The organism is Fictibacillus macauensis ZFHKF-1, assembly GCF_000269865.1.
In the GTDB taxonomy this organism is placed as follows: Bacteria; Bacillota; Bacilli; order Bacillales; family Fictibacillaceae; genus Fictibacillus_C; species Fictibacillus_C macauensis.
In genome coordinates this window covers 68,372-95,266 of the sequence record NZ_AKKV01000042.1, presented here as the reverse complement: position 1 = coordinate 95,266, position 26,895 = coordinate 68,372, and the positions used below count along the sequence as shown (strand labels likewise).

General features: G+C 42.4%; 29 protein-coding genes. 10 read left to right on the top strand and 19 right to left on the bottom strand.

Features of this window, described 5'->3' with window-relative positions; translation table 11 throughout:
• Positions 1-167: 167 nt before the first annotated feature.
• Positions 168-920, bottom strand: coding sequence for a hypothetical protein (locus A374_RS18000; RefSeq protein ID WP_007203680.1), 753 nt, complete (start codon positions 918-920; stop codon positions 168-170).
• Between the two features lie 74 nt (positions 921-994).
• Complete coding sequence (locus A374_RS17995) at positions 995-1,465, bottom strand: hypothetical protein (RefSeq protein ID WP_007203679.1); 471 nt, start codon at positions 1,463-1,465, stop codon at positions 995-997.
• Positions 1,466-1,853: 388 nt separating this feature from the next.
• Between A374_RS17995 and A374_RS17990 the strand changes: the two genes are divergently transcribed.
• Positions 1,854-3,164: an MFS transporter gene (locus tag A374_RS17990; RefSeq protein WP_007203678.1), complete on the top strand. Its 1,311-nt coding sequence runs from the start codon at positions 1,854-1,856 to the stop codon at positions 3,162-3,164.
• 804 nt (positions 3,165-3,968) lie between these two features.
• On the opposite strand, the gene A374_RS17985 is transcribed toward A374_RS17990, so the two are convergent.
• A complete protein-coding gene (locus A374_RS17985) occupies positions 3,969-4,550 on the bottom strand; it encodes a hypothetical protein (protein WP_007203676.1) in 582 nt (193 codons plus the stop codon).
• 251 nt (positions 4,551-4,801) lie between these two features.
• On the opposite strand from A374_RS17985, the gene A374_RS17980 reads away from it, so the two are divergent.
• The 3 genes from A374_RS17980 (at position 4,802) to A374_RS17970 (ending at position 7,009) form a co-directional block, all read left to right on the top strand.
• Positions 4,802-5,086, top strand: coding sequence for a CD3324 family protein (locus A374_RS17980; RefSeq protein ID WP_007203675.1), 285 nt, complete (start codon positions 4,802-4,804; stop codon positions 5,084-5,086).
• Between the two features lie 99 nt (positions 5,087-5,185).
• Positions 5,186-5,833 (top strand): FusB/FusC family EF-G-binding protein, encoded by a 648-nt coding sequence (locus A374_RS17975; protein ID WP_007203674.1) that lies wholly within the window; start codon positions 5,186-5,188, stop codon positions 5,831-5,833.
• 60 nt (positions 5,834-5,893) lie between these two features.
• Positions 5,894-7,009 carry a hypothetical protein gene (locus A374_RS17970; protein ID WP_007203673.1) on the top strand — a complete coding sequence of 372 codons (1,116 nt, stop codon included), beginning with the start codon at positions 5,894-5,896 and terminating at the stop codon, positions 7,007-7,009.
• Between the two features lie 12 nt (positions 7,010-7,021).
• Here A374_RS17970 and A374_RS17965 read toward each other — a convergent pair whose 3' ends face one another.
• The 4 genes from A374_RS17965 to A374_RS17950 all read right to left on the bottom strand — a co-directional run bounded on the left by A374_RS17965 (position 7,022) and on the right by A374_RS17950 (position 10,727).
• Positions 7,022-7,522: a hypothetical protein gene (locus A374_RS17965; RefSeq protein ID WP_007203672.1), complete on the bottom strand. Its 501-nt coding sequence runs from the start codon at positions 7,520-7,522 to the stop codon at positions 7,022-7,024.
• 124 nt (positions 7,523-7,646) lie between these two features.
• Complete coding sequence (locus A374_RS17960; protein ID WP_007203671.1) at positions 7,647-8,294, bottom strand: TerC family protein; 648 nt, start codon at positions 8,292-8,294, stop codon at positions 7,647-7,649.
• Between the two features lie 78 nt (positions 8,295-8,372).
• Positions 8,373-9,179, bottom strand: a complete 807-nt coding sequence (locus tag A374_RS17955) for a YihY/virulence factor BrkB family protein (protein WP_007203670.1) — start codon at positions 9,177-9,179, stop codon at positions 8,373-8,375.
• Between the two features lie 87 nt (positions 9,180-9,266).
• Positions 9,267-10,727 carry a flavin monoamine oxidase family protein gene (locus tag A374_RS17950; protein WP_007203669.1) on the bottom strand — a complete coding sequence of 487 codons (1,461 nt, stop codon included), beginning with the start codon at positions 10,725-10,727 and terminating at the stop codon, positions 9,267-9,269.
• Between the two features lie 172 nt (positions 10,728-10,899).
• Here A374_RS17950 and A374_RS17945 point away from each other — a divergent pair, with 172 nt between their 5' ends.
• A complete protein-coding gene (locus A374_RS17945; RefSeq protein ID WP_007203668.1) occupies positions 10,900-11,634 on the top strand; it encodes a class I SAM-dependent methyltransferase in 735 nt (244 codons plus the stop codon).
• 65 nt (positions 11,635-11,699) lie between these two features.
• On the opposite strand, the gene A374_RS17940 is transcribed toward A374_RS17945, so the two are convergent.
• Entirely contained in the window at positions 11,700-12,197 is a 498-nt protein-coding gene (locus tag A374_RS17940) for a hypothetical protein (protein WP_007203667.1), read from the bottom strand.
• A gap of 196 nt (positions 12,198-12,393) precedes the next feature.
• Between A374_RS17940 and A374_RS17935 the strand changes: the two genes are divergently transcribed.
• On the top strand, positions 12,394-12,813 hold the full coding sequence (locus A374_RS17935; protein ID WP_007203666.1) for a hypothetical protein: 420 nt from the start codon (positions 12,394-12,396) through the stop codon (positions 12,811-12,813).
• Positions 12,814-12,866: 53 nt separating this feature from the next.
• On the opposite strand, the gene A374_RS20760 is transcribed toward A374_RS17935, so the two are convergent.
• The 4 genes from A374_RS20760 to A374_RS17915 all read right to left on the bottom strand — a co-directional run bounded on the left by A374_RS20760 (position 12,867) and on the right by A374_RS17915 (position 16,003).
• A complete protein-coding gene (locus A374_RS20760; protein ID WP_156793271.1) occupies positions 12,867-13,301 on the bottom strand; it encodes a hypothetical protein in 435 nt (144 codons plus the stop codon).
• 367 nt (positions 13,302-13,668) lie between these two features.
• Entirely contained in the window at positions 13,669-14,085 is a 417-nt protein-coding gene (locus A374_RS17925; protein ID WP_007203664.1) for a DUF1284 domain-containing protein, read from the bottom strand.
• Positions 14,086-14,178: 93 nt separating this feature from the next.
• Entirely contained in the window at positions 14,179-15,399 is a 1,221-nt protein-coding gene (locus tag A374_RS17920) for a PAS domain-containing sensor histidine kinase (protein ID WP_007203663.1), read from the bottom strand.
• Positions 15,359-16,003, bottom strand: coding sequence for a response regulator transcription factor (locus A374_RS17915; RefSeq protein ID WP_050979778.1), 645 nt, complete (start codon positions 16,001-16,003; stop codon positions 15,359-15,361). Before A374_RS17915 ends, A374_RS17920 begins: the two co-directional genes overlap by 41 nt.
• Positions 16,004-16,182: 179 nt before the next feature.
• Between A374_RS17915 and A374_RS17910 the strand changes: the two genes are divergently transcribed.
• Positions 16,183-16,974 (top strand): STAS domain-containing protein, encoded by a 792-nt coding sequence (locus A374_RS17910; RefSeq protein ID WP_040340718.1) that lies wholly within the window; start codon positions 16,183-16,185, stop codon positions 16,972-16,974.
• On the opposite strand, the gene A374_RS17905 is transcribed toward A374_RS17910, so the two are convergent.
• Positions 16,971-17,759: a TrmB family transcriptional regulator gene (locus tag A374_RS17905; protein WP_007203660.1), complete on the bottom strand. Its 789-nt coding sequence runs from the start codon at positions 17,757-17,759 to the stop codon at positions 16,971-16,973. The genes A374_RS17910 and A374_RS17905 overlap by 4 nt on opposite strands.
• Positions 17,760-18,130: 371 nt before the next feature.
• Between A374_RS17905 and A374_RS20950 the strand changes: the two genes are divergently transcribed.
• Together A374_RS20950 and A374_RS17900 are read left to right on the top strand one after the other, a co-directional pair.
• Complete coding sequence (locus A374_RS20950) at positions 18,131-18,280, top strand: hypothetical protein (RefSeq protein ID WP_007203659.1); 150 nt, start codon at positions 18,131-18,133, stop codon at positions 18,278-18,280.
• 161 nt (positions 18,281-18,441) lie between these two features.
• Positions 18,442-19,344 (top strand): COX15/CtaA family protein, encoded by a 903-nt coding sequence (locus A374_RS17900; protein WP_007203658.1) that lies wholly within the window; start codon positions 18,442-18,444, stop codon positions 19,342-19,344.
• Positions 19,345-19,394: 50 nt separating this feature from the next.
• Here the strand turns inward: A374_RS17900 and A374_RS17895 are convergent, their stop codons facing one another.
• On the bottom strand, positions 19,395-19,754 hold the full coding sequence (locus A374_RS17895; protein WP_007203657.1) for a hypothetical protein: 360 nt from the start codon (positions 19,752-19,754) through the stop codon (positions 19,395-19,397).
• Positions 19,755-20,142: 388 nt separating this feature from the next.
• Positions 20,143-21,183, bottom strand: coding sequence for a lactonase family protein (locus A374_RS17885; protein WP_007203655.1), 1,041 nt, complete (start codon positions 21,181-21,183; stop codon positions 20,143-20,145).
• A 135-nt stretch (positions 21,184-21,318) separates the two neighbouring features.
• Here A374_RS17885 and A374_RS17880 point away from each other — a divergent pair, with 135 nt between their 5' ends.
• Positions 21,319-21,777 carry a DUF6143 family protein gene (locus A374_RS17880; protein ID WP_007203654.1) on the top strand — a complete coding sequence of 153 codons (459 nt, stop codon included), beginning with the start codon at positions 21,319-21,321 and terminating at the stop codon, positions 21,775-21,777.
• Here the strand turns inward: A374_RS17880 and A374_RS17875 are convergent.
• The 4 genes from A374_RS17875 to A374_RS17860 all read right to left on the bottom strand — a co-directional run bounded on the left by A374_RS17875 (position 21,774) and on the right by A374_RS17860 (position 26,642).
• On the bottom strand, positions 21,774-22,589 hold the full coding sequence (locus A374_RS17875; protein ID WP_007203653.1) for a lipid II flippase Amj family protein: 816 nt from the start codon (positions 22,587-22,589) through the stop codon (positions 21,774-21,776). The two genes, A374_RS17880 and A374_RS17875, sit on opposite strands and share 4 nt — an antisense overlap.
• Positions 22,590-22,741: 152 nt before the next feature.
• Positions 22,742-23,470, bottom strand: coding sequence for an alpha/beta hydrolase-fold protein (locus A374_RS17870; protein WP_007203652.1), 729 nt, complete (start codon positions 23,468-23,470; stop codon positions 22,742-22,744).
• Positions 23,471-23,557: 87 nt separating this feature from the next.
• A complete protein-coding gene (locus A374_RS17865; RefSeq protein WP_007203651.1) occupies positions 23,558-23,770 on the bottom strand; it encodes a hypothetical protein in 213 nt (70 codons plus the stop codon).
• A gap of 187 nt (positions 23,771-23,957) precedes the next feature.
• Complete coding sequence (locus A374_RS17860; protein WP_007203650.1) at positions 23,958-26,642, bottom strand: S8 family peptidase; 2,685 nt, start codon at positions 26,640-26,642, stop codon at positions 23,958-23,960.
• Positions 26,643-26,895: the final 253 nt, after the last annotated feature.

Genomic DNA, 26,895 nt, shown 5'->3' with positions numbered 1-26,895 from the left:
TTTTTGTAGTTTATGGAAACCTCATTATACGCAGAGTTGTTCATCGTTTCAGAGAGACTTTTTACATAAAAAGGAGAATCATCTTATACAAAAAGGATTCTCCTTGTGGTGCTTTTATTCGTTTACTGTGTAGCGTTGCTGCCTCAAGCGCTGTTGAGACATTATCCTCATTTATAAAAATAAGAGACAGGATAGTCTGAAAACCGACTTCTCCACTCGTTAACCGCTCGCGGTAGTTTATGCTTGTAGGTTGGATTGCTCGTGTAATAATACACTTTGTCTCCATCCTGAATATGTGCAGCATATACATATCCCGCTCGATCTTTCATAACGATTCCTTCCATGATCGTATACAACCCTCGCACGCCGCCAGAAACGACGTATGCACCTAGAGATGAATCATACGATGAATGGTACAATTGAAAACTTTCAGCAAGCATGTCATAGTGACGTCCTGTTAGCTTGCGAAACTTTTGATCAACAGCCGCAGTTAACCACGTGGCCTTGCCTTGTAATGACGGTTTAGATGCCTTCACTTTCCCTTTTTTATACTCTCCACTAAAATGTGTTCCATTACCTGCAACGGCTGCACACTTTTGATTTTGTTGTAGAGATATATGGGAGGATGTACGCTTGAATGTTAAAATACAGCCTGACTTATACTCAGTATCGTACAGGCGCGCTATGTTTCCTCTATACGTTGCTTTGCCTTCAATATAACCCGCATGTCCGCCGCTGACTACACTAACACTGACGTGAAAGGAGTTCGCCGTCTCGCGCGAAATGACTAAACTTCCACCATCATAATAAGAGGAACGATTCCATTCTCCACTCCACGAACTACTTTTTGCTTCCGCTTGAACAACGGAGAAACTAGAAACGATTGTTATGACTACCAAAAAATACTTATACCATTTCATCAATATAGACCCCTATTCGAGTATGAGAAGCGCCACCTACCAAAGTACTAAAAACACCCCATCAGCATTGTACGTCATCTCCAGATGAGCGTAAGTTGTGCTTTTTTCCACATCGTCTCGACAAACTGTGGTGCGACGAAAAGACGGCGGTGCTTTTTTAATGTAATGCTCTCTTCATGTTCTTGGCCTTGATCAAACCAATGAATCTTCGTTATGTAGTCAATTGAATCGTTTGGAGGTGTGTTACCTACGGACAGATCTTGGATGGCAGTGAGATCATCGTCTTCAGGTGTACTTTCGCTCATCACTTCATTGTTTTCTAGCCAGCTAATTTTCTTTACCGTCGGCTGTGCCTCTTTATTCCACTGAAAAGAGCTAGCCCACTGATCTTCTCTGCCAGCCTGAGGTGATGGCGTAAATTCAACTTTCCATTCTCCTTTGTTGGAAACGCCAATTAAGATAGGTGGTTGGTTTAGCGAATAGCTTCCCCACACGACTAAGAGCACGGCGATAATCATCCATACACGTATCTTTAGTTTCTTCATGTCACTTCATCTATTCTCCTTCTAAATAATTAGTAAAAATTACCTTAAACATCCTATGCATTCCTATACTACCATTTTTTTGAACGAAGTAAACAAAAATTTTAGGAAATACGTCCTTGTTTAGTGGCATTATTATGGAAAAATAATGATTCGATATGATGGGTAGACTTTGACCATTGATGGTCTTTTGCCTTACAGATTTTCACATGAGAATGGTTCATACTATAGTGCGTCGTTCGTATGCAAAGGTTGCTGACATCAAGGAGTTGAAATCATTCACATACGGAATGATTTAGCTGCCTAAGCTAGTTACTTGCTTTCTTCCTCTGGCTTTCGATACACTCAACACTTAAACTCGTTCATTACAAGACTAGAAAGGTGTTACATCATGACAACTCGACGTGTTCACGCACTTATTTTTACATTATGCTTTATGATTTTATCTGGCGTTGCGAATGCGGTGATCTTTAATGTAGCGCTCTTAGATATGATGAAGGATTTGCATGTGTCGAATGCAAGCATTAGCTGGATCGTTGTAAGCTATACGCTCGTGTTATCGTGCGGAGCGATTACGTATAGCAAGCTTGCTTCTTATATTCAAGTGAAAACACTGCTGATGATTGGGGTTTCTCTTTTCATTAGTGGTTCGATCGTTGGCTCGCTAGCGGATTCTTATTTGCCGGTATTGTTGGCGCGCATGCTGCAAGCGTCTGGTGGGGCTTCCTTTATTGCCTTATCAATGATTATCGCCAATCGCTATATGACGGTAGAAAAACGAAATGTTACGCTGACGCTTATTGGCGGTTGTTTATCGATCGGAACGGGCGTTGGCTTTCTAATCGGCAGCCTATTGCTTCAAAACTTTAACTGGCACGCCCTTTTTTATGTGATGCTCTTACCCATCATTGCGCTCATTGCTTTAGTATTTTTAGCGCCTGCAGGCTTTGCTCAAGATCAGAAGGAAACAGCACCTTTTGATGTGGTCGGCTTACTGCTTACGATGCTTTTTATCGTTCCATTTATTATTGGCGTAAAACTTTATGCAAGCTTGCTCATTCTCGTCGTTCTAGCTCTGTTCCTCTTACTGAGTCACGGCAAGCGAAAGCGAGAAAATGTATTTATTGACCTTACCGTGTTTAAAAACGGAGGTTATTCCCGTTTTGTCCTACTTGGCTTCTTTAATAACGCGGCGCTTGTGGGCTTAATTTTCATGTTTCCCCTCCTTATGCTGCAGGTGTTTCATTTGTCGGTCATTGAAACAGGACTCTGGCTAGGGGCAATCTCGGCTTTTGCTTTTCTTTTAAGCCTTGTGGCCCAAAAATGGCCGCAACTGCTGACGCAATCGTTTAGCTTACTATTTGTGCTCTGCCTTCATGTGCTTGGCTTTGTTCTCTTAGCCTTGCTTGGGACTACAACATTAGCAAGTGCACTCATCGGAACGACGCTGATCTATAGTGGTTATACGTTACTCACCATCATTACGAACATTGGTGTTCCAACCACATTAGCGCCAAGTAAAGCTAGTATGGGGCTAGGCGTTTACACATTAACTAACTTCCTCGGCATGGCCTTTGGACCGTCGATTGCTAGTCGCCTGCTTAGTGGCGCCAATCCTTTCATACGTTCTTTTTACGGATTTGTAGGGATGGTCCTAGTTGCTCTCGTCATCGGTTTATGGCATCGACAAAAGAGGCTGTAAACAGCCTTAGCACAAAAAATGGCTTCATCATCCGTTTCGGTGATCAAGCCATTTTTTTATTGTGTTGCGTATGTAAGCAGCTAGCGAATGCACCAAAAATTGGAGTGGAGAGCAAGCACCTCTTTAAATGCGCGTGGATTAGCTACGTTCGCTGCGGGAGTCAGCTTCGTTCGCGTGGGAGCCTTCGATTGCGCGTGGGCCAGGTCCGTTCGTGCGGGAGCCTTCCATTCGCGCGCAGACTAGCTCCGTTCGCGCGCAGGAGCCTTTGATTCGCGCGCAGATTAGCTTCGTTCGCGCGCAGGAACCTTTGATTCGCGCGCAGACCAGCTCCGTTCGCGCGCAGGAGCCTTTGATTCGCGCGCAGGATCCTTCCATTCTCGCGCAGACCAGCTTCGTTCGCGCGGGAGCCTTCCATTCGCGCGTGGGCCAGGTCCGTTCGCGCGCAGGAGCCTTCCATTCGCGCGCAGACCAGGTCCGTTCGCGCGCGGGAGCCTTCCATTCGCGCGCAGATTAGCTTCGTTCGCGCGCAGGAGCCTTCGATTCGCGCGCAGGAGCCTTCCATTCGCGCGCAGACCAGGTAAATTGCGTAGGTAAGGGATGCAAAATCATGAAAAATAGAGAAAATGAAGAGATAATCTCGTAAATATGCTCAAAAATGAGAAGAAATAGCGTAAAAGCTCTTAAATGATAGCAAAAAGAGTAAAGCGCACAAGAGATTCCCGATTCGCGCGTAACCTAGTCATTTCCCCGCATGCGCCCCACGAAACAGAGAAAGTATTGTGTCCCAGTCCCTTTTTGCTGCGCTTATTTTAAAGGAATAGCAAAGGTACCGAAACGTATTTTCTTCCCGTGATCGGAAACAGTATAGTCTTTTTTTAGAAACTTAGCAGTGGTCGGAGAGCGTTCCGAAATGTCTAATTCGTGCCTTTTTTGCACCTTGTATACAAAGCCCCATACTTTCTTATACACCGTACAAACAAGTACACTGTTCCCATGCCCATGCGTAGGGCTGTCATAAGAGAAATTCGTAGCAAGATACATTCCGTGCGTTTCTTTCGTTTGCAGAAGATAACCATCGATAAAGAACGATTGACCAACAAAGCCTACAACGAGATAAATAAAAAAGAAAAGAATAAAAAAGACGGTGACAACTACTCTTTTGATCGTGCGCGCATACCACAATAGAAAAACAATGATAATGAGCAGGACCATCAAATCAACGATGTAGCCGACTTTACTTAGATCCGCATGGAATGTTGCAGAAAAAAAGACGTACTTATTGTTACTAGAACTATATAAATACCACATCCATCCGCGTAGTCCAATGTATAGGATGAGAAGAAGTTTGCTAACTAGAAAAATTCTTTCTTTTGTACTGTGATACAACGCCCCATCTCCCTAACAATATTTTAAGATATTACCTACTATACCATTATTTCGTTTATACTAGAGGAAAAGGGGAGGTGCTACTAATGGAGAATCGCTCTCGATTGTCCGTGGCTTCTACTACTCATGCAAAGCCTACTGTTAGGCGGGCGATCCTTTGCATGGGGTAATACGGTTGGACTGATCGCCAACAAACACTGGCTTTGCACCTTATGATTTTGTTGTATTCAAAAAATAAGGGGCTGCCACACATGAAATATCAGAACGCACATCACATTTTACCGCAAGCATTAGTAGCGGAAATTCAACAATACATTCAAGGCGAAACACTTTATATTCCGAAAGAAGAGGCAACGCACAAGAAATGGGGCACGAAAAGTGGCTCGAGAAGTCTGCTCGATGCGCGCAATCAGCGGATTAAGCGGAGCTTTGCAGACGGGGTTTCCATTGCACAGCTCGCTGTGCGCTATCATTTATCACAAGCATCTATTCAGAAAATTGTATACGGTAAGAAGAAAGCAGACGTCGCTCGCTAACGTCTGCTTTTTTTCGGTAAAAAATGATTCTTACTCGTTCTTTCTGTAGGCATTAGGCGCTTTTTTTCTTACACTAAAACTTAGAAGGAGTTGATTCCTATGGAACCTTTTTTACGAAACGACCAGTACAATGCGATCGTCCAATATGTGCAAGTCATTCTCGACACGAAAAAAAAGCACGTCGCACCGAACGTGTTAAAAGCAACGATTGAACTCGCTGGCGCGAAAATACTTGCGCTTTTTCATGAGTCAACAGCAGAACAGCAAGCCTTGCTTGATGTGACAGCGCACACGACTTCAGAAGAACTGCATCGCTTTTTAGAGCAGCTACGGTCTTACGTGAATCCTTTTCCACCCATTTCGGAACCACAAATAAAAAAACTATTTCCAAAAGCAAAAAAGTTAAAAGTTCCTCCACTGGATTCCGTGGATTGGCATAAACTCACGTACTTAAGCTGGAATGACCTTGGCAGCAATAAAAAGTACATTGTCTATCCCCAAGACGGAAAATGGCTCGGCATTCAGTGCAGCCTAACCCCTCTAGCCAAAGCAGGCTATTGCAGCTTATGTAAATGTGTAAATGATGTCAGCTACGTATCGACCATTGCCAAAAAGAAACAAGCAAAAAATTCAGATTACTATAAAGCGCTGGGCAATCTCATTTGTACCGATAGTGCAACGTGTAATGAAAAAATTACAACGACAATGCATGTGGAAAAGCTGTTTGGCGATGTGCTAGAAGGGTAGAAAACAGGGTGCCTTTTGTGCCCTGTTTTTTTCCTGTTTAATGGTAAGGAGGGAAATCGAATGAAAGATCACCTTAGCAAAAGCGAGATCAACACGCTACATAGCGCAATCCATAGATTACATCTCACAAGTATTAGCAAAGTAACAAGAATCGGTGAAGGAGCTTGGCATACAGCTTATAAGGTGGAACGGTTACAGACCCATGACCTTGTGATTCGTATAAAGAAGAAAGAAGCTTACGGTGAAATTCAGCGTAACGATGAACACGCGTTAAGAACAGAATATGAATCAACGCGCGCTTACTATCAACACGCAAATAAAAGTTATGTAAACATTTGTCCGAACGATTATCACTATTTTATAGAGGACGACATCGTATTTACAGTAGAGACGTTTATGGGCGAGGGAATGGAACAACTTACGAAGAACAAGGCCTCTTTCTATGGTCAAACATTAGGAACAGCTCTGCATGCCATCCATCACAACACAACAGCCATTGAAGGTTTTGGTGAATTACACTGGAATGGGAAGACGTTACAAGGAACCCATACTAAAAATACAAGGGAGTTATGGAAGGAAGAGCATACCCATTACCGTACTGTGTTGGAAATCCTCACTCATGCTAACCTTCGTTTTAATACGAAAAAAGTTAATCGCGCTATTCATTCTTTGCTTGAACATAGAGAATCTCACATTCAAAAGGTTTCCCTAGTGAATCAAGACATTACACCAGAAAATATACTTGTGAACGGTTCACAGATTGCCATTATTGATCCGTTCCCGAAGTTGGATTTCGATTTAAAATACGCCGCTTATTTTGTATTTTGTTATAAATTTCTTTTACCTGCTTATGCCCGTGCGCCAAGATACGTAGCGAGGGGCTATGATCAGAAAAAAGAGAGCCTAAATGAAATCGCTAATGGCTTTATAAGAGGGTATTTTCTCGATCAGACTGGAGAGGCACTTACCTCCCACGTTCAGCGGTTAATGGATGAATATTGCTTATGGCTGTTACAAGAAGCTTATGAACACTATGAACGAGTCAATCAACCTCATCTTACAAATAAAATCAGTCAACAGATGGGGAATAACACTATGATTCGTGCTAGATTAGATGTATGCCTGAAACACTTAGAACAAGTTTGTTCTGACATGCTCACGAAAAAAAGCTACTAAGAGCGTAGCTTTTTACTTTGGTAAGACGACCAAACGAGCACTTGTTTTCCCCTGCTGATCCTTCACTTTTAACTGTAATCGTGATGTAGATGTTGCCCAATCCGTGTTAAAACGGTCGTAATGATTCGAATCGAAAAAGCCACCACCAAACTGATATGCCCCATCAATTTCTTGCTCTAACGAATGGTAGAGCCTTTCCATCTCTTGACCTGGAAGATACTTTCGTTGAAGTTGAAAGTCATAAAGTACACGTTCTAGCTTATTTCTCTTAAAAAAATAGGTGAGCTTCGTACGCTTACCAAATGCTTCAATTTGAAAAATTAGTGTCGTTGGGTTACGTTCGTAGACATTATTCCCACGCTTTTTTTCAACATTTTCCACATGCTTTGGTGCGTCTCCCCAATTAACGCCCCGGACCGCACAATGCTTAGAAGTAGCTTCTGCTGATTGGTCATCTAAAACCCCGATCAACAAACACATGGCCAGTAAGATTACATACCGAAATACATTCATTTCTAGCACCCTCTCTTTCTAACACTTATGAATAGCGTCTCAAAGAAAGTAAAATAAATCCATATTTTTCTGCAATAGCGACTCTCCTAAAGCCAAAAAAATAAGGCCGCGCAACAGCGCAACCTTATTTTTTCCCACCCCATTTTCCGACTAACACGACAAGCACGGCGAGGATTATCGGCAGGAAGAGGTTCACGTTCCACGGCATATTATCGAGAAAGCGGCCAACTGCTTGGTCTTTTAACATCATTTCGCCTGCGGTATACCCAAGTAAGGCAGCGCCGAGCAGAATAATGATAGGAAAGCGATCCATAATGCGCATGAGTACTTGGCTGCCCCAAATAATGAGTGGAATACTAATAATAAGACCAAGAATGATGAGGGTAATGTTGCCATTGGCAGCACCCGCGACAGCGACGATATTATCGATACTCATGACGAGATCTGCAATAATAATCGTGCGAATGGCACCTGATAGACTTGACTGTCCTTCAATATTTTCGTCATCATCTCCGCGTAGAAGATTAACGGCGATCCATAGTAACAATAAGCCTCCCGCAAAATTTAAAAAGGGGATGCGTAGTAAATAAACAGCGACAAATGTTAGGGCAATGCGAAGAAAGATTGCGCCAAACGTTCCAAAGAAAATCGCTTTATTCTTGTGCCGCTCCTGTAAGTTACGACAGGCTAAGGCAATGACCACTGCATTATCGCCACTTAACACAATGTTAATAAGCAATATTTGAAGTAAGCTTACGAATAAAGAATCCATAACCACCCTGTCCTTTTTTTGGGATCTGTCTAATGACTTGCCTTTACTAGAATGTCTATTTACAGCATGTTTTAATCGTTATTCTTGCAATGGATGGAGCTCGGAATTAAGCAATGCCCCAATAATCAGCACCATCGCTGACATGTAGAACCAAATCATTAATACAACAATACCGCCGAGCTGACCATAAAGTGCCGCATAATTATTAAGCTTTACATAGGCTGCAAATCCTAGAGATACAGCTTGCCAGCCAATCATGGAAAAAAGCGCCCCCGGCATGACTTGCCGCAATCGTACCGAAACGTTCGGTGTGAAATAGTAGACCATTGTAAAGAAAAAGAGAAGAAATAAGCTTCCCATTCCCCATTGCACAGCAATCCATAAACTATGAAAGCTTTGATTCGCAAAGATTTCGTTAAAGTAGCGATGCATAATGCGCTGCACGACCGGCAAGAAAATAGACAGCGCAATGGCTACCATAAAGCCAATCGTTAAAAGCAAGCCCTCAAAAATACGCTTCAACATATTTTCACGTTTTTTAATATAATAAGCGTCATTCACAATTCGCTTGAAACTCTGAAAGCCCATTGAAGAAAGCCAAAGCATAATAATAAGCGAAAAAGAAAGAATGTTACCGCGCTGTGTGCTAACCGTATAGTGCAACGTTTTATCAATTAAGTGGTAAGTCGCAGCAGGTGCATAGGGCTTGGCAAGCTCTAAAATCGGATGATGCCGCACCGGAACGTAGGCAAGTAGTGTATAGATCACGAGTAAGAATGGAAAAATCGATAAAAGAAAATAGTAGGCCATTTGCGCAGACAAGTCGTAAACGCGCAGCGCAAAAAAGCGTTGTCCCATTCTTTTAAATAGTTCTGTTATGTTCATATATGTTCCCTTCTCACCAGGCATTAAATAGATATTCTATCGTACCATAACACTAGAAGATTGCAAGGTAACGGAAAAAAGCGGTAACTATTGATAATATTGAATGGCCACCGCTGCTTTCACAGCCGATTTTAATGCACCTTGCATCCATCCGTGGTGATCGGAGGCATGTTCTCCCGCAAAGTACAGATGCCCCTCTCTCGTCCCAATCGCATGACCAAACTCTTCTTCTTGATACGGTTTAAACATCGTAAAGCCCCCGCCATTAAAAGGATTGCGTCCCCAGCTATACGAAGATCCCGTAACGAGTTCATCGTACACCGTGTTCCCATGAATAAGTGCAAAGCACCGCAGTGATTCCGTAATGCGTACATCATTGGGCAACAAGCTCCAAATGTTAGAATCATCTTCCCACGTATAACTCGTTACGACGACACCTCCTGAACTACCTTGCACGCGGTAGGACGGATAATGTGCAAAGCGTATCGGCAAATCACTGACCGCCTTGCCTCCAAACAAACCTTCTTGTTCCCAAAAGCGTGAGCGAAATTCAACCGCAATTTTCGTCGCAGGTGCATAATGAAGCTCGCGAATGGCTCGCCGTTTTAAATACGATAACGAATCATACGGTTCAAAGCGTACGAAGTTTAAGACAGAAAACGGAATGGTAATCAGGGCACAATCTCCTTGCACTTCATACGTTGTGCCGGTTTGCGGATGCTTCGTATTCAAGCGCACACCTTCTTCGTTCTGCGTAATTCGGGATACCCGCTGCCCGAAACAAATCTCCGCTGTCACTTCCTTCGCAAGCCGTTTTGGCAGCTGATCATTACCACCTACTATTTGAAAAAATTTTAAATCTCGCTTGAACAACACAAGAATGTCGCGAAAAATCTCTAAAAACGACAACTCCGGAAAGCCTTCTAATGACAACATCACTTTAATCATGTCAACCGCCCCAGGTGAAAGGGAGCGCCCATATGGATTTTCTTTTAAAAAACGATCCACAGAATAGCCTCCGAGCCGCTTAATGACAAGTGGCCAATGCTTCTCGGGATCTTCATCAATAAAATGAACAAGGGGCTCAGTCGCATAATGCATAAGCTGATCCGCTGTAAAGCCTTTCTCTTGCGGTGCGACAGGAAAATCTAGCGCATCAGGATCTTGCTCATACGCCGCTGCATTCATCCGTCGCCCATTAATATAATAAAGATCTTCTGGTCGTGACGTATAAAACGGTTCGAGCTTCAGTCCAAAGCGCTCTACTAAACTGAGCACGAGCGAATGCGTCTCCGGAATGCGCATCGCCCCCGCTTCAAAATAATGGCCTTCTGAAAACGGCTCAGAAATGGTTAACACGCGGCCACCAATGCGATGCGACGCCTCTAACAATACAACGTCATGTCCTGCTTCCTTTAAGAGAAGACACGCAGCAAGCCCTGACATTCCACCTCCTGCAATAATGACGCGGCGCGGAGATGTCGCCTTTGGCATTCCATACCGCAAGATGTGCGCCATCTCCACCTCTGTCAGTGCCTCTGCCTGCATACACCCTCCCCCTTACAACTTGTCTCTTTACACCCTATTCACAGAATACGGTAAACATGCGGGGTATTTACGAATGCTTGATGATAGTAAGTATCGTGGGCGGGAAAAGCGTTGATTTTTTTACCTTTTATGGTATCGTATGTAAAGTGGTTAAACATGGAGGAGGTAGTATATGGAATACAAAGGAAGTAGTGCTTACGAAAAAGATACTTTTTTTACCAACTATATGAAAAGAAGAAATCGCAAAGAAAGTCCTAACAATGCCATTGAAAAGCCCATTATGTATGCTTTAATTGGAGATGTAACGAATCTAGACATCTTAGATCTCGGCTGTGGCGATGCTTCCTTCGGCGTCGAATTGTTAGACCAAGGTGCAGCAACGTATCATGGCGTAGAAGGTTCCTCCCGTATGGCTGACGCCGCTCAGCAAAACCTCGCCCATCTTAATGGCCTCATCCATCGCCATACAATGGAGCAGTATCTCTATCCAAAAGACACATTCAATCTAGTTACCTCACGCTTTGCCATTCATTATGTAGAAAAACTCTCTCCATTATTTGAAAAAATCTATCAAACACTAAAGCACAATGGAACATTTGTCTTTAGCGTTCAACACCCTCTTACAACCGCTTCATTTAAAAGCAAAACTACTAGCGACCGCCGTGACAATTGGATCGTTGATGACTACTTTCTAGAAGGTGAACGAAAAGAACCATGGATCAACGAAACCGTAATTAAATACCATCACACCATTGAACACTATTTTACTACTTTACGCGCTGCCGGCTTTACAATAACCGATCTTCGCGAAGGCAAGCCACTACGCGAACACTTTACTGATTCGTTAGAATACGAGCGGCGCCAACGCATTCCTCTTGTATTAGCTTTCTGTTGCCGAAAAAGCTAGACGCGTTTTTATAACACAATAAAGCAGCGAGGAGTAACGCTTAGGTTCCTCCTCGCTTGTCTACTCTATTTCCACTCTTTATCACCGCAATAACCTTTTACGCACGCTCGATATTGTTGTTCTTTTCTGTCTAATTTCAGCGCAAGGTTATCAGATCGTTCCCAATCAAGCGTTGCCAACGAAACTAAGTCAGTACTCGAACGTCGTAATGCTAGAACACCATCACGTAAAAGTTCTATTTCGTTATACAATCTCACACATCTAGCTGTATCCCTATTTCCATAATCACAACAAGAATTGTTAAGCAAATCTTCTGCGGTTTCTCGAAGCAGTAATTCGCGCTCAACCATGAGACGACGTCGGTCTTGTAAACGCATCACTTCTTCAAGAAGTTGTCCTATCCGCGCATCGAGTAATTTTGTTTTCTGTCGTAACAACAAGTCTTCTTCTATTAATTGTTCCGCGTTCTTAATGACACTTTGACACTTTTCATAGTCCTGTCCAAAACGCTCTTTTTTCTCATAGTCGCTTTTATCCTCATAGTGAGTGTACTTACGTTCCATCGAGTGAATGTTCCTTTCTGCACTTAGGGTGTGTGAAATACAATACAGATACATCGATCTGCATTATTTACTTCTATACATCCTATTCATTCATCCTCACTTACGCTTGGACAGTCGTACTAAGAGCACACACCTATTTGTACGAAAACTCTCGATATGGTATATTAGTAAAAATTTACTAACTTGGAGGTTAATTATGAAAAGAGTGCTCTGTTTTGTAGGAATCACCATGAGCTTATTAGCGGCTTGCACTTCTTCTACAGATCCTTTGCTAGACAACAATCTTTTAGATGACATTAGATCTGTATGCATCTCAAAATCCAGTACATTTAGTAATACTTCTGCACAAAAACCGTTTAAAAAATTAACGAATAAAAAAGACATTGATTCTTTTAAGCAAATACTAAAAAAAGCGCATCGCGTCCAACACTCTATGGACAAAACAGATTACGATGTGCTTCTCCTCTTTAAAACAAACGATGCCAAAGGTGGCAGTCGCCTTCTAGAAATGAACGAAACAGACGACAATGGCTATTTTATTCGTCTTGTCGGGGATGATACGGAGACGTTTGAAGTAGATGCAAAGGATGCGTCTGCTTTTCGAGAAGGGCTTTAGAAGGAGCCACAAAGAAAAATTGGGAGGCTACAAAAAAAGTACTCCATGAACATTTATAGCCGGTTTCTAGGTTTAGAGGACCGACTTTGATGATTAGATGCTTTAATTTGTTTGAGATAAATTATTTCTCTTAAGTGGCTTAAAATTGTTTTTTGAGTTTCTTCTTTTCGACGTATAATGAACGTTCTAACAAAGTAGGTAATTATGCTAGCCCATACTAAAATGCTAAACCACTGGAGATAAATCGACATAATAATAGAAAATTTTTCAGCGTTTCCTTGCAAATACATAGTTACTCCTATATTCAATAAGGGAGTAGAAATACCAGCTACAATCATTGTTCCAATTAAACTTTTAAAAGGTATTTCAATTCTTTTAGGTATATAATGCTTGATAAGGTACCGCTCTAAATATTGAAATTGTTCTAGAGTGCTAGCGTCTGAAGTTTCTTTTAATATTTTCAAAAAAATTTCTTTATCATAATCCATTGTTAATAACCTAATAAACTCAGTGTGTTTATACTTTCTCTTACACCAGTATATTATCGAAATAGATATCAGAACCCACATACCCAGGAATAACAGGCCCCTATAGAAATTATCATGATTAAAATTTATCAAAGGATAATATAGCCCACCTAGTATAAATAAAAAGATTAGTATTGTTAGAGTTCGACTATGGTTCCAAATTAATAATAGTTTACTCTTACTAGAAAAATCTTCACGGTACCTCTTCAATAACTGATCCGCAACCATCACTATCAAGTCCCTTTTGGAAAATTTATCTATTATCGTAACATATGATACACGATAATACCCAGGGACAAATTACTTATTTTAACATCCTACTATTTCGCTACTTCACCACCCGCAATCCTTTTCCTTCATGCATTTCGCGTATGCCTTCTTCACATACACCGTATGTTCGCCATGAACAGGTTTCGCAAATGGTGGCGATGTCATCTGGTTTGCTATAGTTTTTAATGGCTGTTTCAATCTCCCGCCACGTTGTTTGTTGACCAACGTTCAGTTGAAGTTTCTGAAGAATCGCCGCATCGCGCTCGTAAATTTCTTCTGCTTGGCAATGATATTCTCCGCTATTTGGATAGTGAGCACACAGTTCGTCTGGGCCAAGAATAATTTTCACAGCTGAATCTGGATTTTCACGTAATGTTTTATGAAGTTGTTTCATATTGTCAACGTATTCCTTTGAATAGCCCATACCTCGAAAGCCTAGTAGACAAAAGAGATGGTGTCCGCGCAGCAAGATCATGTGAGTTCCTCCCTCTTAGAACACTTTATGTTAACTATCATTATAAAATGCGTTAACAATCGTACCATAGATCACTACGCTTTGCCAAAAGAGCTAGCATGGCAATTGAAGCTGGACGGTTGTCCCCTGACCCTTCTGACTATCCACATGTAGTGTACCACCATTCGCATGGGCACGTTCTTTCATACTAAATAATCCGACGCCACCTAGCGCTTCATGACGATCAAAGCCCCTCCCTTGATCAGAAATGGTCACTGTTACTTGTCGTTCATCACGTACAATGGAAACGCACGCTTCCTCTACTGCAGCATACTTGCGTACATTCGTTAATGCTTCTTGAATAACTCGATAAATCGTCGTCTCAAGAGTCGAAGGGAGTCTTGCTTTAAAATCCTCATGTCTAAACGAGACGAAAATGCCATAATGCTCACGATAGCGCGAGAGAAACGTTGTAATTGCCGGTAGTAAGCCTAAATCATCTAGCACTGACGGTCTTAATTCCCAGGAAATATCGCGCACTTCTTCTATTAAATCTTGTGCCTCCTGCTGTAGTTGGGCAAGTAACGGATGGTCCAGATCACGTGCTAAGCGACTGATCGTAATAAGATGACTATATAAATTTTGTCCGATGCCGTCATGCAAGTTGCGCGAGAGTCGCTTTCGCTCTTCTTCTTGAACGGTTAAAAGGCGTGTTGTCATTTGTTGTAACTTGTCTTGAACGGTCTTTTTTTCCGTAATTTCGGAGCGAATGGCTAAATATTGATAAGGTGTTCCCTCTTCTGTAAGAAACGGAACGATGGTTGTATCTACCCAATAATAGCTGCCATCTTTCGCCTTATTTTTTACTTCTCCTCGCCACACGTTTCCACGCGAAATGGTGTACCATAAATTCTTCATAAAAGCAGGCGAATGATAGCCTGAATTAATCATGCGATGATCACGACCGAGTAGCTCTTCACGCGTATATTGCGAAATCGCACAAAACGTATCGTTTACGTATGTAATTTTTCCGCGTTCGTCGGTAATGGCAACGATCGCTGCTTCATCGAGGGCAAATTTCACATCAGCTAGTTCTTTAACGGTTTCGCCTCGATCATGCGTTAGCACGTACACGGTATAGTGCAAAAATGTATGACAGACGACATAGTAGACATGCTCACCAAAAGAAAGAATTGCAGGCAATTTTGCATCCCTTAATTGGTCTGGGAGAAATTGAATTGCCCCCAATACATTTACACTTTGAGAATCTTGCGAAATGAGTTTTCCATGGCAATCACTCACTAGAATCATCGGAGATTGCAGATGATTGTCCATAACCTAAAAATCCTTTCTTTAGCGCATAATCTACGAGTTCATGACGCGCTTTTATGCCTAGCTTTTCCATCACATGTCCTTTGTGGGTTTCAACGGTTTTTACACTAATTACGAGAACGTGAGCAATCTCTTTATTCGAATAGCCTTTAGCAATGAGCGTTAGCACTTCCTTTTCGCGCTGCGAAAGCGGGTGATCCTCCTCCACTTGCGGTTTCCTACGTGAAGTTGGCCAATACGGCTCACCGCGACTAATCTGATGAATGGCTTCTATTAGTGCTTCATGAGGCGCACTTTTTAAAATACAGCCGGCGGCCCCAGCCTGCCTAGCTTGATAAATATAGCCCTCATCGTTGTGCATCGTTAGTACTAATATCGCAACGTTTGGCTGGGAAGCATGAATTTCGGCGGAGGCAGATAGCCCATCACGCCCAGGCATGCTAACATCCATGACGATTACATCTGGACAAAGCGCTGCCGCTTGCGCAATGGCTTCATCACCATTTGCCGCTTCTCCAATGACGGAAAAGGACGGTTCCGCATTAAGTAGCATCGTTAACCCTTGGCGAACGACAGCATGATCATCTACGAGAAGGAGCGTTAGCACTAAAATCACACCCTTTTTCCTAAAAAAATTTTAGTAATATAGAAGGAAATCGTTTTCGTTATACAGAAGTAGTGAGGATAGCTCCATAATCTCTTCTTTTTAGCCACTAACCCTTCACGCCAACCATTCCTTGCCGATTGTATAGTAAATACCTTTATTTCCATGATAGGAGGAATCGTATGATGAACGAGCGACTTTCTTCATTTTTGAATGATCAGTCCTCATCCATGGCGGAGGAATGGCTTCAAGGGAGAGATGCTACTACATCTAAACTCATCGAACAAACACTTCGCGAGCAGCATCAAACGCTTACGACCCGATTGGCTTCATACTTTATTAAAAGAAATGACCGCTTTCTATGGGTCCAGCAACTTGCACAAGACCGCTATGATCATTCGATTTCTTTGCGCGAAAATGTTCATCAAATTCAACGCAGTCAAGTGCTTGCTTTTGGACGCATTCGCCAATTTGCAGATATGTATCCGACAGAAATAACGACGGGTCAGCTTAGCGAATGGTTTGAATTGCTGCAGCTTTTTTTCAAACAATTGCTTGAACATTTCGTTGATTTTTATCATAAACAAGAGGCCTCTGAACCTTCTATTTTTCAAATGGGGGCCCCCGTCATCCCACTAACAACGGAAATTGGCATTTTGCCTTTAACCGGTGAAATTAATACGCACCGCGCTACGGTTATTCAAGAACAAACGATGCAAAAAGTAACAAAACTAAAGCTCGCTCATCTGATTATCGATCTTTCTGGCGTTGCTTCGTTAGATACTACGGTAGCAGATGAGGTATTTACAGTCATTAAGCAACTTTCCTTGCTTGGTGTGCAAGTTGCGATTGCTGGCATTCGCCCAGAAATTGCGGTTACAAGTGTTCAGCTTGGCATTGATTTTACCCGCGTTCTTACGTTTGCCAACGTTCAAAGTGCGCTTTATGCCTTATATCACAAGGCACCTCGCTAGATCTTCAAGCCTATTTCATACATCATATGGTAGAGGAGGCGCTCATAATTTTCTCCATACGCTTCCTCTAACTCTTCATTAAAATCATATTCAATTTGCTTTAAAATCATATCTTGATAAAAGCTGTTTTTTAACGTTTCAATGAGTGCCGGATGCTGACTTTCTACCGCTGCCGGTACAAGTTCCCCGCCAAAACTTCCTATGATCGCTGTGCGTTCATCACAAAGCACAGAAAACTTTCGCTCCGTACTATGCCAATCATCTTCTTCATTTCGAAAATATACATGCTGTAGCGCTGAAACACACGAGCCAATTACTTGAACAATGACGGTCACACCACGGTCTTGTGCAGCTACGAGCTCTGCCTCAAGAGGAGGTAAGTCTTGGGCCCACACTGTTAGAACGAGCGTAGTTTGGGCAGATCGTACGGCTTTGTGAATGATGCGTTGAACGTGTGCTTCTTCTTCCCAATGATAAAAGACAGGCGCCTGCGCTTTTTGTTCCTTTAAGTGCGCTAATAACGTTTGTTCGGTTTCAAGAAACTCTTCTTTATAACGTTCTAAAACGTCTGCAATAGGCACTGCCTCATATTTTGCGTGTTCACCTTCAATGACTCGACAGGCATTTTTTGTAAGCAAGGAACGTATGGCACTATATACATTGGGGCGCGATGCACCGACCCGCTTCGCTACTTCATAGCCAGAAAGACGCGGAGTTTCATGTAGTACAACGTAACATTTTCCTTCAAGATCGGTCATGCCAAGTTTTTTTAATGATTGATGCATAGGCGCTTCTCCTCCAAAAAAACTGGTAGTTTATTGTAATGCTACTGTAGGTCAATGGCGCTGTCAACGCCTTCTTCAAGCGTTGTTTCATATAACACTACGCTTTTTTATAAACGTAGTTTTGCTCAACACTACTAGTGGTCTTCCCATTATTATCCTCCTTTTTTTACAATTGTTATGTTTTAACTACAATCATTACGGCTATTATGATAGTATCCTCTCCTTTTACGTTAGCGTCCGGCACATGTGCCGATCACTATCTCTTTAGCGGAGATATACAATTCCAATTACGTAAGCCAGTTTCCACCTGGCTTTGCCGCCTAGAGTGAGCGTAAGCAGACGGAAAGTCACACAAAGAGGAGTTGGTTCACTTGGCTGACAGAGTGGAGACTTTATTGTTCATTAAAGAACTTGATCGTCTGCTCCAAGATTATAGCCGTTGTCCTGACGAACATTATAAAGAATTGATTAAAGAAGACATCTTGCTATTAAGTGAAGTTGTCTCTTCTTATGACTCCTGAAGAGCTTCCATTGCCCATCAGGAGGTTTTTTTTGCAATGTGTGATGTGTTCTAGCGTGACATATGACAAATGTTTGTCATTTATAGCTTCTCAGTTGACTGTTGGCGTAGAATCATCCATGATGCTAAGTGTGAGTATATAAGACTAAAGGAGCTTTTTGTATGGGAAAAGCCTTTAAATGGATGGCTATTATAACGAGTGTTGTGATGTTTATATTAATGATTGCTGGGTCGCTCGTCACGAAAACGGGTTCTGGCATGGGCTGTGGTAGTGATTGGCCACTATGTAACGGTCAATTCATTCCAGAATATACAGTCGCTACAATGATTGAATATACGCACCGAGTGATTACCGGATTTGCCGGCATTCTTGTGTTCGTATTCTCGATTTGGGCAATGATTCGCTACAAAGGCAGCCGCGAAGTACGCGGTCTCGCTATTCTTGGCATTACTTTTATTATCGTTGAATCAATTATTGGTGCTGCAGCTGTTCTTTGGCCACAGTCCGCTGAAGTGCTGGCGATGCACTTTGGATTTTCATTGCTTGCATTTACAGGTGTCGCCCTTTTAAGCATGTACGTACTGCAAAAGGATCGTTATCATAAAATTGTAAAGCAAGGTGTCTCACGACGCTTTAAAATTTTAGCGTGGGTGACGGTCGTTTATGCGTATCTTGATATTTATAGTGGCGCCTATTTGCGTCATAAGAAAGCAAGTCTTGCTTGTTGGGAATTTCCGGGCTGTACGCCAGAGCAATTTTTCCCAGGCTTAGGCGGCTTACAAGGCATTCATTTCTTACATCGTATGGCCGGTGTTGTGCTTTTTGTTCTGATTGCTGCGCTGATGATTTATGCCATTCGCCATTATCGTGGCGTGCGACCAGACTTGTACTACGGTTCCATTGTTGCTTTTATCCTTGTTTTGGCACAAATTATGAGTGGAATCGCCATTATTTGGACTAGTGCAAGCATCTTTACAACGCTTGCTCACTCTGGATTCATTACACTCTTATTTGCTTTATTGTTTTACATTGGGATTCAGTCAACAAAAAAACCAACGCGATGAACATCGTGACGAAAACAGGCTGTCGAGCATTTTCTCGATAGCCTGTTTTTTTACTTATTGGTCTGCGCGCAATTCGGGGCCTCATACGCGCGAATGAACGTGGTCCGCGCGCGATTCAGGGCCTCCTGCGCGCGAATGACTTTTTTTACAATTCTCAAATGCCTTGAACGTGATTTTTTTGCAATTATTAGCCTCTTTTGTAGCTTTTGTTTTCGATTTGCTTTCTTTTTGACCTCTTTCACCTGCTCTAGCACACGATTTGCCATGCCTGCGCGCGAACGAACATGGTCTGCGCGCGATTCGGGGCCTCCTGCGCGCGAATGAACAGAGTCTGCGCGCGATTCGAAGCCTCCTGCGCGCGAATGACTTTTTTTACAATTCTCAAATGCCTTGCCCGTGATTTTTTGCAATTATTAGCCTCTTTTGTAGCTTTTGTTTTCGATTTGCTCTCTTTTTGACCTCTTTCACCTGCTCTAGCACACGATTTGCCATGCCTGCGCGCAAATGAACATGATCTGCGCGCGATTCGAAGCCTCCTGCGCGCGAACGCACATGATCTGCGCGCGATTCGAAGCCTCCTGCGCGCGAATGAACGTGGTCCGCGCGCGATTCGAAGCCTCCTGCGCGCGAATGACTTTTTTTACAATTCTCCAATGTCTTGCGCGTGATTTCTACTCCCGGGATTCAGCTCCCAGTTCATGCGCCTGCAAGTTCATGGCAAGGTTAGGTCAAATGTAAGACATTCTAAATTTCAAAAAAATGGCTTTATCATCAACATCAATGATAAAGCCATTCGACTTATAGGAATTTTACGCACACTGGATATGGTACGTATGCATCCTTATATTTTAGTGATAGTTTGCCTGTATGCTCGTCGCGTGAGAACAGAACGAGTGAGCTGGACTGTTCGTTAGCAGCTAAGATAAATTTCTGTGATGGATCGAGAGCAAAGTCTCGCGGCCAGTCACCTTCTGTAGAAGTAATGTCTACTAAAGTTAATTGCCCTTGATCGGATACTGAGAACACGGCAATGGAGTTATGACCACGGTTGCCAGCATAGACGAAACAGCCATCTGCTGAAATGTGAATCGCACTTCCTTGGTTGTTTTCTGTAAAATCTTCAGGAATGGTAGAAATCGTTTGTAGCACTTGGAAGCTTCCGTCTTCCTCGTTATAGGAAAGCACGATTACTTCTGAGCTAATTTCTGTCATCACGTAGGCATATTTTCCATTTGGATGGAACGTAATATGACGGGGACCGCTCCCTGGTTTTACGTGTAGTGTGTGTACTTCTTTCAGCGTATCGTTGCTGTAGTCATACGTGATGATTTGGTCAATGCCAAGATCAACTGCTACGATATACTTTTCATCGGGTGTAAAGCCTGCATAGTGCGTATGTGGCTTTTCTTGGCGCTCGTGAGGACCATTTCCTTCAAGTTGCGCAACAGAAGCTACGGGCTGAATGCCACCTTCTTCGTTATCCACCGCAAAAAGCTCGACCGTTCCTCGATGATAGTTAGCTGTTACCACATGTTTATTTTTAGAGTCAACGCTTACGTGACAAGGTGAAGCGCCCTCTGTTACTTGGCTTTTTAAATGAGACAGACCATTCGTATCACCAGTAATCGAATAACCGGCAACGCCACCCATATCGCCATCTTTTTTTACAGCGTAAAGGTATTGATGATCCGCGCTTACGGTTACGTACGTAGGATTTCCTAATTGTGCCTCTGCTTTAATATCTGTAATTTCACCTGTTTCCGTATTCAATGTAAAGCCATACACGCCTTTACTATCACCTTTTGTATACGTTCCAATATAACCAGAATAATGTGTCATGATTGTTTTCCCCTCTCGATAATAGTACCATTCCTTAAATATTACCATATATCGCATCTTACAAACCTCTTTAACGATTGACGCATGAGCCAAGGGCGTTCTACATATGTTTGGGTAGTGAAGGGGGACGACGGCATGGCTACCATTTTCGTAGGTGCTTCACCAATTGTTACGTTTGATGAACAGGGCAATGGCCTCATTCTCTTAAATAACCCAAAACAGTCTGGGGTGAACATTACGATTGAAACGCTCGTTTTTGCGAATTTATCAAAAGCGGCTGTGAGCGTACAATTTTTCCCTTATTTAACGGTCCGTTCACAATTGAAAGAAGCACAGCCCGGCATTCCTGGCAACAATGCGCTGATTGGAAAAGTTGCTCCTAAAGGACGTATTTTTTACGGCCAAAACGTTGAAATTGCAAACGGTGATTCGCTTGGCTATTTAACGGTACCACCTTATGAGTCCAGTACAGTAAAACCGACCGGCATTATACTTGCGCCAGGCACGAGTCGCTTTTATTATTTAAAAATTATCGGCGAAGCGAAGCAAGCAGCTGTAAGCTTGTATACGGCTTGGCTTGAGGAGAAAAGTTAAATCCACTGCGCAAACCAAGCTACATAGTAGGCAGCTGGTAAAAATAATAATTGCGCAACCAGCGTGCCCACTAACTTTGAACTGACCATCGTCACAGAATAGCTTTTCAAATAAATGTAGGGACTCTGCTTTTTCGTCACACGATCTGCTAATACCGAGGCTTTCGGATCGACAAACAACGTTAATAAAATCGTCGCAATGCCGTTTATAATGCCTGATGACATTAAGGCCGCTTGCGCTTGGTCGGGTGGAACTAACATTGATGCGTAAATGGAAGAAAGGACACCAATCGTAAAAACAGCGGATATGAGTACGTTTATAACAAACAATCGCCTTGGAATTGTTTGATACGTAATGCCTTTTAAGTACGCTAGGCGTGGTAAGCGAATGCATTGCACGATCTTTTTTACAACGGTTGGATTGATGTGTTTTGTTAGAAGCGCAACGAGGGAACCACGTTCATGTGAAAGTCCAACAATTGCCCGGGAAAATATAGCGATAAACGTCGGAAACAGCACAATGCCAAGCATAACGCCTACTGAAGTTACGGCAATTAACAAGCGATATTGCTCTTCAATAAACAGCAAACGATTCTGTAACGGGGCCTCTGCAATCAATTTAGCGGTTAAGGGTTGTTGAATCATCGTAGAAAATCGTGAAAGAATGACAAGTGTACTAAATAACGAAAGCGCTGTCGCAATTAAGCGCACGCGTGCACCCGATATTCTCGTCGAATATGCGAGCGTTTCAATCGTCGTAATGACTAAGATAAAGAGAGCAATCACGACCACTTTGTTTGTTATAACATCCATACCATTAGCTCCTTCATGTCTATTAGTATATAAATTACAACATTTGGAACAAAAAGTATAGAAATGATTAGAAAATCGGCAGCTTTTTTGCTGACATCGAGCTGCTTAGGATCATGAAAAAATGACACTCGGGTTTTCGAGTGTCATTAATCTTATGACTGCACAAAGAAATGCAGTGCTCTTCGCAAGTCCTCTTTCCAAAATACCCAAACATGCTCGGCATCTTCCCTATGATAATCAAGGGCAAGCTGCTGCTGTAAAAAAAGCCGACGCACTGCTTCGTTTCCATCGGTAATATGCGTTATTTCTCCTGTTACCGGTGACTTGAAATGATTTTCATGCTCTCCCACTACTTGATAAATATGCCACGACGGCTGTTGCAGCTGATGCGTTACATCTGCTATGATGCCTTCATCAAACGCAGCGGATTGCAGCATTAAATGCGTCCAGCGCGTCGGTTGAGTGATCGCTAAATATAATGCGGCCACGCCCGCTAATGAATCGCCAAGACCGCCCATTTTTACCGGCTGAAGATTCATCGCTGCTAGCTTTCGTTCCACGTCCGGTAAAAGCTCATCATAGAAAAAGTGTAGAAATTGTTCAAAATGAGCACCCTCTGGATGATACAAATCGCGACGTTGCGAAGGCGAGCCCGGGCTCACGGTAATCATAATCACATTGTTCATCTCTGCAGGCTTTTCTTCAAGAAGTGCTGTAAACGTCTCCTTTAAGCCACCAAGTTTCATATAATAATAGCCATCTTGCACGAATAACAGCTGCACATCGCCTTCTGTCAGCGTCTCGGGAAATAGCCATTTTACATCAATTGTCCGTCCTAACACCTGTGATGCTAACGGATTTTCACTTATAAATAACGACAAAAAAAGCCCTCCATTCTCATCCAACTTGCCACTATATCGTAGCATACTCCATCAATACTTTGGATGAAGACTTAAGGGCTTTCTTCTTTATAACGTTCGCTTTGCTTTCTTTTTGTTTTGAATGCTTGCATAAAATTTATAGAGCGCATACATAATACTTATCTCTAAAATGGCAATACCACCGATGAACAGAAGGCGTTGTTGAACGTCTGCAACAACCTTCCATAAGATCGTTATAAAAATAGATAAAAAAAGGATACTATTCACCCATAAAATGAGTTTAAGACGTTTTAAGGACATACTCCCTTGGCCGCTCCTTTCTATTTTCCACACCTAAAGGAATGGTCAAACCACTCCTCAATTATGCTCTTGTTGCTTGTATAGTAGCAATTATTCCGTCTCACTAAAATATGCCAAAAGAAGGATTTAACGGTAAAGAAAAAGCAGACATGGAGCTCTGGGCTTCAATGTCTGCTTTTCGCTGTTGTTATTTTACAGTTACAACTGTTGCTTTGCTTGGAACGCCGTCACGAGAGGTTACGGTTACATAAAGTTTCGTTCCTTTTTTCTGTTTTTTATAAGTGAGTGTAAATGTTCCTTTTTTCGATACAGTGCCTTTGGCAAGCTTGCTCTTGCCTTTATTCATGATCGTAATGCTGCCACCTGCTACGGCTTTACCTGTTAGCTTTGTCGCACTTGCTGCTTTTACTGATGGAGCAGCAGGTACTTTTGCTTTTACAGATACAGTGTGTAGTGTGGTGCTTGCTGCACTCGTTGTAATATGCACTGAAATCACTTTTGCTTTTAGCGTTGGAGCAATTTTTACAGAATAACGACCCTTGTTATCTGCAGTCGTTTTGCCTAGCGTGTGCTTGCCGTCTTTTACAACAATGCTAGCGCCCTTTTCAGCTGTTCCCGTTAGAGTGGTTGGCGTTACTTTGCCAATTGAAGCATGTAAGCGCACAGCGCTAAGAGCATTATAGGCATTCAAGCGACCCCAGCCAGATTTTTTATCATACCCAACGGATGACTTGGCACCAAGTAACTCGTCCATCATTTCTTGTTTCTTATCAAGCTTAGAATCTACCGAATGGAAGGAAAGTTGATCCGCTGTTTGTGTTAAAATCGTTGCAATTTCTTTCGCTGTTAATTTCGGATTGGCTGCAAGTAACATGCTGGCAGCACCGACTACGTGCGGTGTAGCCATTGATGTTCCAGAGAAGAACGTAACGTTACCATCTGGGACAATACTCGGTATGTCAGTACCTGGGGCAACCATATCAAGTCCTTTTCCATAGTTGGAATAATCCGAAACCACATCTAAACTATTTGTTGCGCCAATGGTAAAGGCGTATTTTGATGAAGCAGGATAACTGACTTCTGATTTTGCTTCATTTCCAGAGGCAACGACGAGCAATGCACCTTTATCATGCGCATATTTCATCGCTACTTCAAGTGAACGGCTATATGGTCCACCAAGACTTAAGTTAATAACTTTCGCTCCTTGGTTTGCGGCATAGACAATTCCTTTTGCCACATTCTCAAGATCGCCGCTACCATTCTCGTCTAATACTTTAACAGGAATAATTTCAGCTGACGTGTTAATACCCGTCATGGAATACCCGTTATTGGCAGAAGCAGCGATAATACCCGCTACGTGTGTACCGTGAGCATTATCGTCTATTGTACTAGTGCCCATTTTATGAAAGTTTTTACCTAGTTCGGGATGAACAACTTCTTTTAAATCTGCTAACGTATGATCTACGCCTGTATCAACAACGGCCACTTTTACTTTTTGTAGAGGCATTGTCGCAGCAAGCTTATTCATTTTTGTAAAACCAATATCGGCACCTTTTTTGCCATCTTTATTTTCAAGGGACCATTGGTATGGATACTGTGTATCAGTTGTTAGAGCGTGATATTGCTTATTTTCTTCGACAAATTCAACACCTGATAGTTTTTCAATCTTCTCTTTTGTCATGCCCATATGTGCTTCTTGACTCGCGGCTGATTGCTTTTTAATGGAGGAAGGTTGTTTTACCTTCACAACATATAAATCATCAAGAATGGCATCTTGACTTGGGAAGGCTGGCTTCACTTCAGCAGAAACGCCATTTTGTTTCAATTTACTTGTTGTTATAGGAGCTTTCTCGTTGTCTTTCAACTTTACGATTAACTCAGTAGATGGCGCTTCATTTCTATTGACTAGCTTCGCCCCTACTAAAATGTCTGAAAGCTTTTTGCCAGCAAGGTGATGTAAATCGACTGAATCAGCAACTTTTTCGATTTGATCTTTCCACATGCTTGGCGTTGCATCAAGCACAATTTTATAAAGAGCGTCAATGGCTTTTTGCTCTTGAGCTGTTATGACATGCGTGCTGTTTCCACCTTTTTCAGCAAGCTCTTTAAAAATTGGTTTTAAGACGAGTAGATGTTGCAGAACATCTTCGCGCAAATCTTTGGAAACGATCATTTTTCCTACAAGGAACGGTGCTGTTTTGTAGTAAAGTGATGATAGTTCTTTCCCTTCTTTTGTTTGCGAAAGCAAGCCATCACGAATGTGACGAAGCTGTGCTAATACGGATTGTCCTGCTTTTTCTTTACCAACCGTCATTTCAACAGGACAGACTGGCATCCCGCCTTTGTCCGGCGTTGTTGGCGGTAAGTTTACACTATGATATTCCATTTCGTAAGATGCTGGCTCTTCTGCTTTTGCTTCTTCTTTCGGAGCTTCTGGATCTTCACTTGGAGGATTGCCGAGGTTTGTCACTTTTATGTAATAGGGACCTTGCCACCCATAAGGCATGTTGATTTCCACGGGCTTTCCATTTTGTTCAATCGCATTGCTTCGGTACATATCAAATGTTTCGTCCTTTTCAGCGCGATCTTTTGAAGGATAGACACTGATCGAAACATTTGCTTTTGTTTTGAGTGTAATACGAGCATGCGTTGTTTTTTGTACATCTGCTTGATTAGGTGTAAGCTCAAACCACTGCTCACCCTCTGGTTTTTCAATGGTGCTCTTTACCCATTTTCCTTGTTGAAGAGAAGATGGACCTTCAAGCGAATCAGAACTATCTGCTAACGCCACCCGACTTGTCATCGGCTGAAGCATCGCAAATACGAGTACCGCTACAAGTAGTAGCGCATTCCATTTAAACATCTTTCTCATAATAAGCCTCCCTTTTTTTGCGGGCTCATCGCCCTATAAAGTCTATTAAACCATAACCTTATCATCTCGTGGATAAATTTTGAAAACGTCCACACATTTTCCACAAGACTCTCACCTATTCCCTACTGGTAAAAAAATGAAACCACTCTAAAGACGAATTTTAGTAAATCCTCCAAGGTAATGCAAGTTGCATTGCTTCAATTGGCAGCTCTACTTCAAAAGCATTTCCATTGCTTTTTTTGACAACATTTGG

Bases quoted from the DNA above. Each gene is read 5' to 3' on its own strand.
- A374_RS18000 (WP_007203680.1), bottom strand. From the start codon at position 920: ATGAAATGGTATAAGTATTTTTTGGTAGTCATAACAATCGTTTCTAGT.
- A374_RS17995 (WP_007203679.1), bottom strand. From the start codon at position 1,465: ATGAAGAAACTAAAGATACGTGTATGGATGATTATCGCCGTGCTCTTA.
- A374_RS17990 (WP_007203678.1), top strand. From the start codon at position 1,854: ATGACAACTCGACGTGTTCACGCACTTATTTTTACATTATGCTTTATG.
- A374_RS17980 (WP_007203675.1), top strand. From the start codon at position 4,802: ATGAAATATCAGAACGCACATCACATTTTACCGCAAGCATTAGTAGCG.
- A374_RS17975 (WP_007203674.1), top strand. From the start codon at position 5,186: ATGGAACCTTTTTTACGAAACGACCAGTACAATGCGATCGTCCAATAT.
- A374_RS17970 (WP_007203673.1), top strand. From the start codon at position 5,894: ATGAAAGATCACCTTAGCAAAAGCGAGATCAACACGCTACATAGCGCA.
- A374_RS17965 (WP_007203672.1), bottom strand. From the start codon at position 7,522: ATGAATGTATTTCGGTATGTAATCTTACTGGCCATGTGTTTGTTGATC.
- A374_RS17960 (WP_007203671.1), bottom strand. From the start codon at position 8,294: ATGGATTCTTTATTCGTAAGCTTACTTCAAATATTGCTTATTAACATT.
- A374_RS17955 (WP_007203670.1), bottom strand. From the start codon at position 9,179: ATGAACATAACAGAACTATTTAAAAGAATGGGACAACGCTTTTTTGCG.
- A374_RS17950 (WP_007203669.1), bottom strand. From the start codon at position 10,727: ATGCAGGCAGAGGCACTGACAGAGGTGGAGATGGCGCACATCTTGCGG.
- A374_RS17945 (WP_007203668.1), top strand. From the start codon at position 10,900: ATGGAATACAAAGGAAGTAGTGCTTACGAAAAAGATACTTTTTTTACC.
- A374_RS17940 (WP_007203667.1), bottom strand. From the start codon at position 12,197: ATGGAACGTAAGTACACTCACTATGAGGATAAAAGCGACTATGAGAAA.
- A374_RS17935 (WP_007203666.1), top strand. From the start codon at position 12,394: ATGAAAAGAGTGCTCTGTTTTGTAGGAATCACCATGAGCTTATTAGCG.
- A374_RS20760 (WP_156793271.1), bottom strand. From the start codon at position 13,301: ATGGATTATGATAAAGAAATTTTTTTGAAAATATTAAAAGAAACTTCA.
- A374_RS17925 (WP_007203664.1), bottom strand. From the start codon at position 14,085: ATGATCTTGCTGCGCGGACACCATCTCTTTTGTCTACTAGGCTTTCGA.
- A374_RS17920 (WP_007203663.1), bottom strand. From the start codon at position 15,399: ATGGACAATCATCTGCAATCTCCGATGATTCTAGTGAGTGATTGCCAT.
- A374_RS17910 (WP_040340718.1), top strand. From the start codon at position 16,183: ATGATGAACGAGCGACTTTCTTCATTTTTGAATGATCAGTCCTCATCC.
- A374_RS17905 (WP_007203660.1), bottom strand. From the start codon at position 17,759: ATGCATCAATCATTAAAAAAACTTGGCATGACCGATCTTGAAGGAAAA.
- A374_RS17900 (WP_007203658.1), top strand. From the start codon at position 18,442: ATGGGAAAAGCCTTTAAATGGATGGCTATTATAACGAGTGTTGTGATG.
- A374_RS17885 (WP_007203655.1), bottom strand. From the start codon at position 21,183: ATGACACATTATTCTGGTTATATTGGAACGTATACAAAAGGTGATAGT.
- A374_RS17880 (WP_007203654.1), top strand. From the start codon at position 21,319: ATGGCTACCATTTTCGTAGGTGCTTCACCAATTGTTACGTTTGATGAA.
- A374_RS17875 (WP_007203653.1), bottom strand. From the start codon at position 22,589: ATGGATGTTATAACAAACAAAGTGGTCGTGATTGCTCTCTTTATCTTA.
- A374_RS17865 (WP_007203651.1), bottom strand. From the start codon at position 23,770: ATGTCCTTAAAACGTCTTAAACTCATTTTATGGGTGAATAGTATCCTT.
- A374_RS17860 (WP_007203650.1), bottom strand. From the start codon at position 26,642: ATGAGAAAGATGTTTAAATGGAATGCGCTACTACTTGTAGCGGTACTC.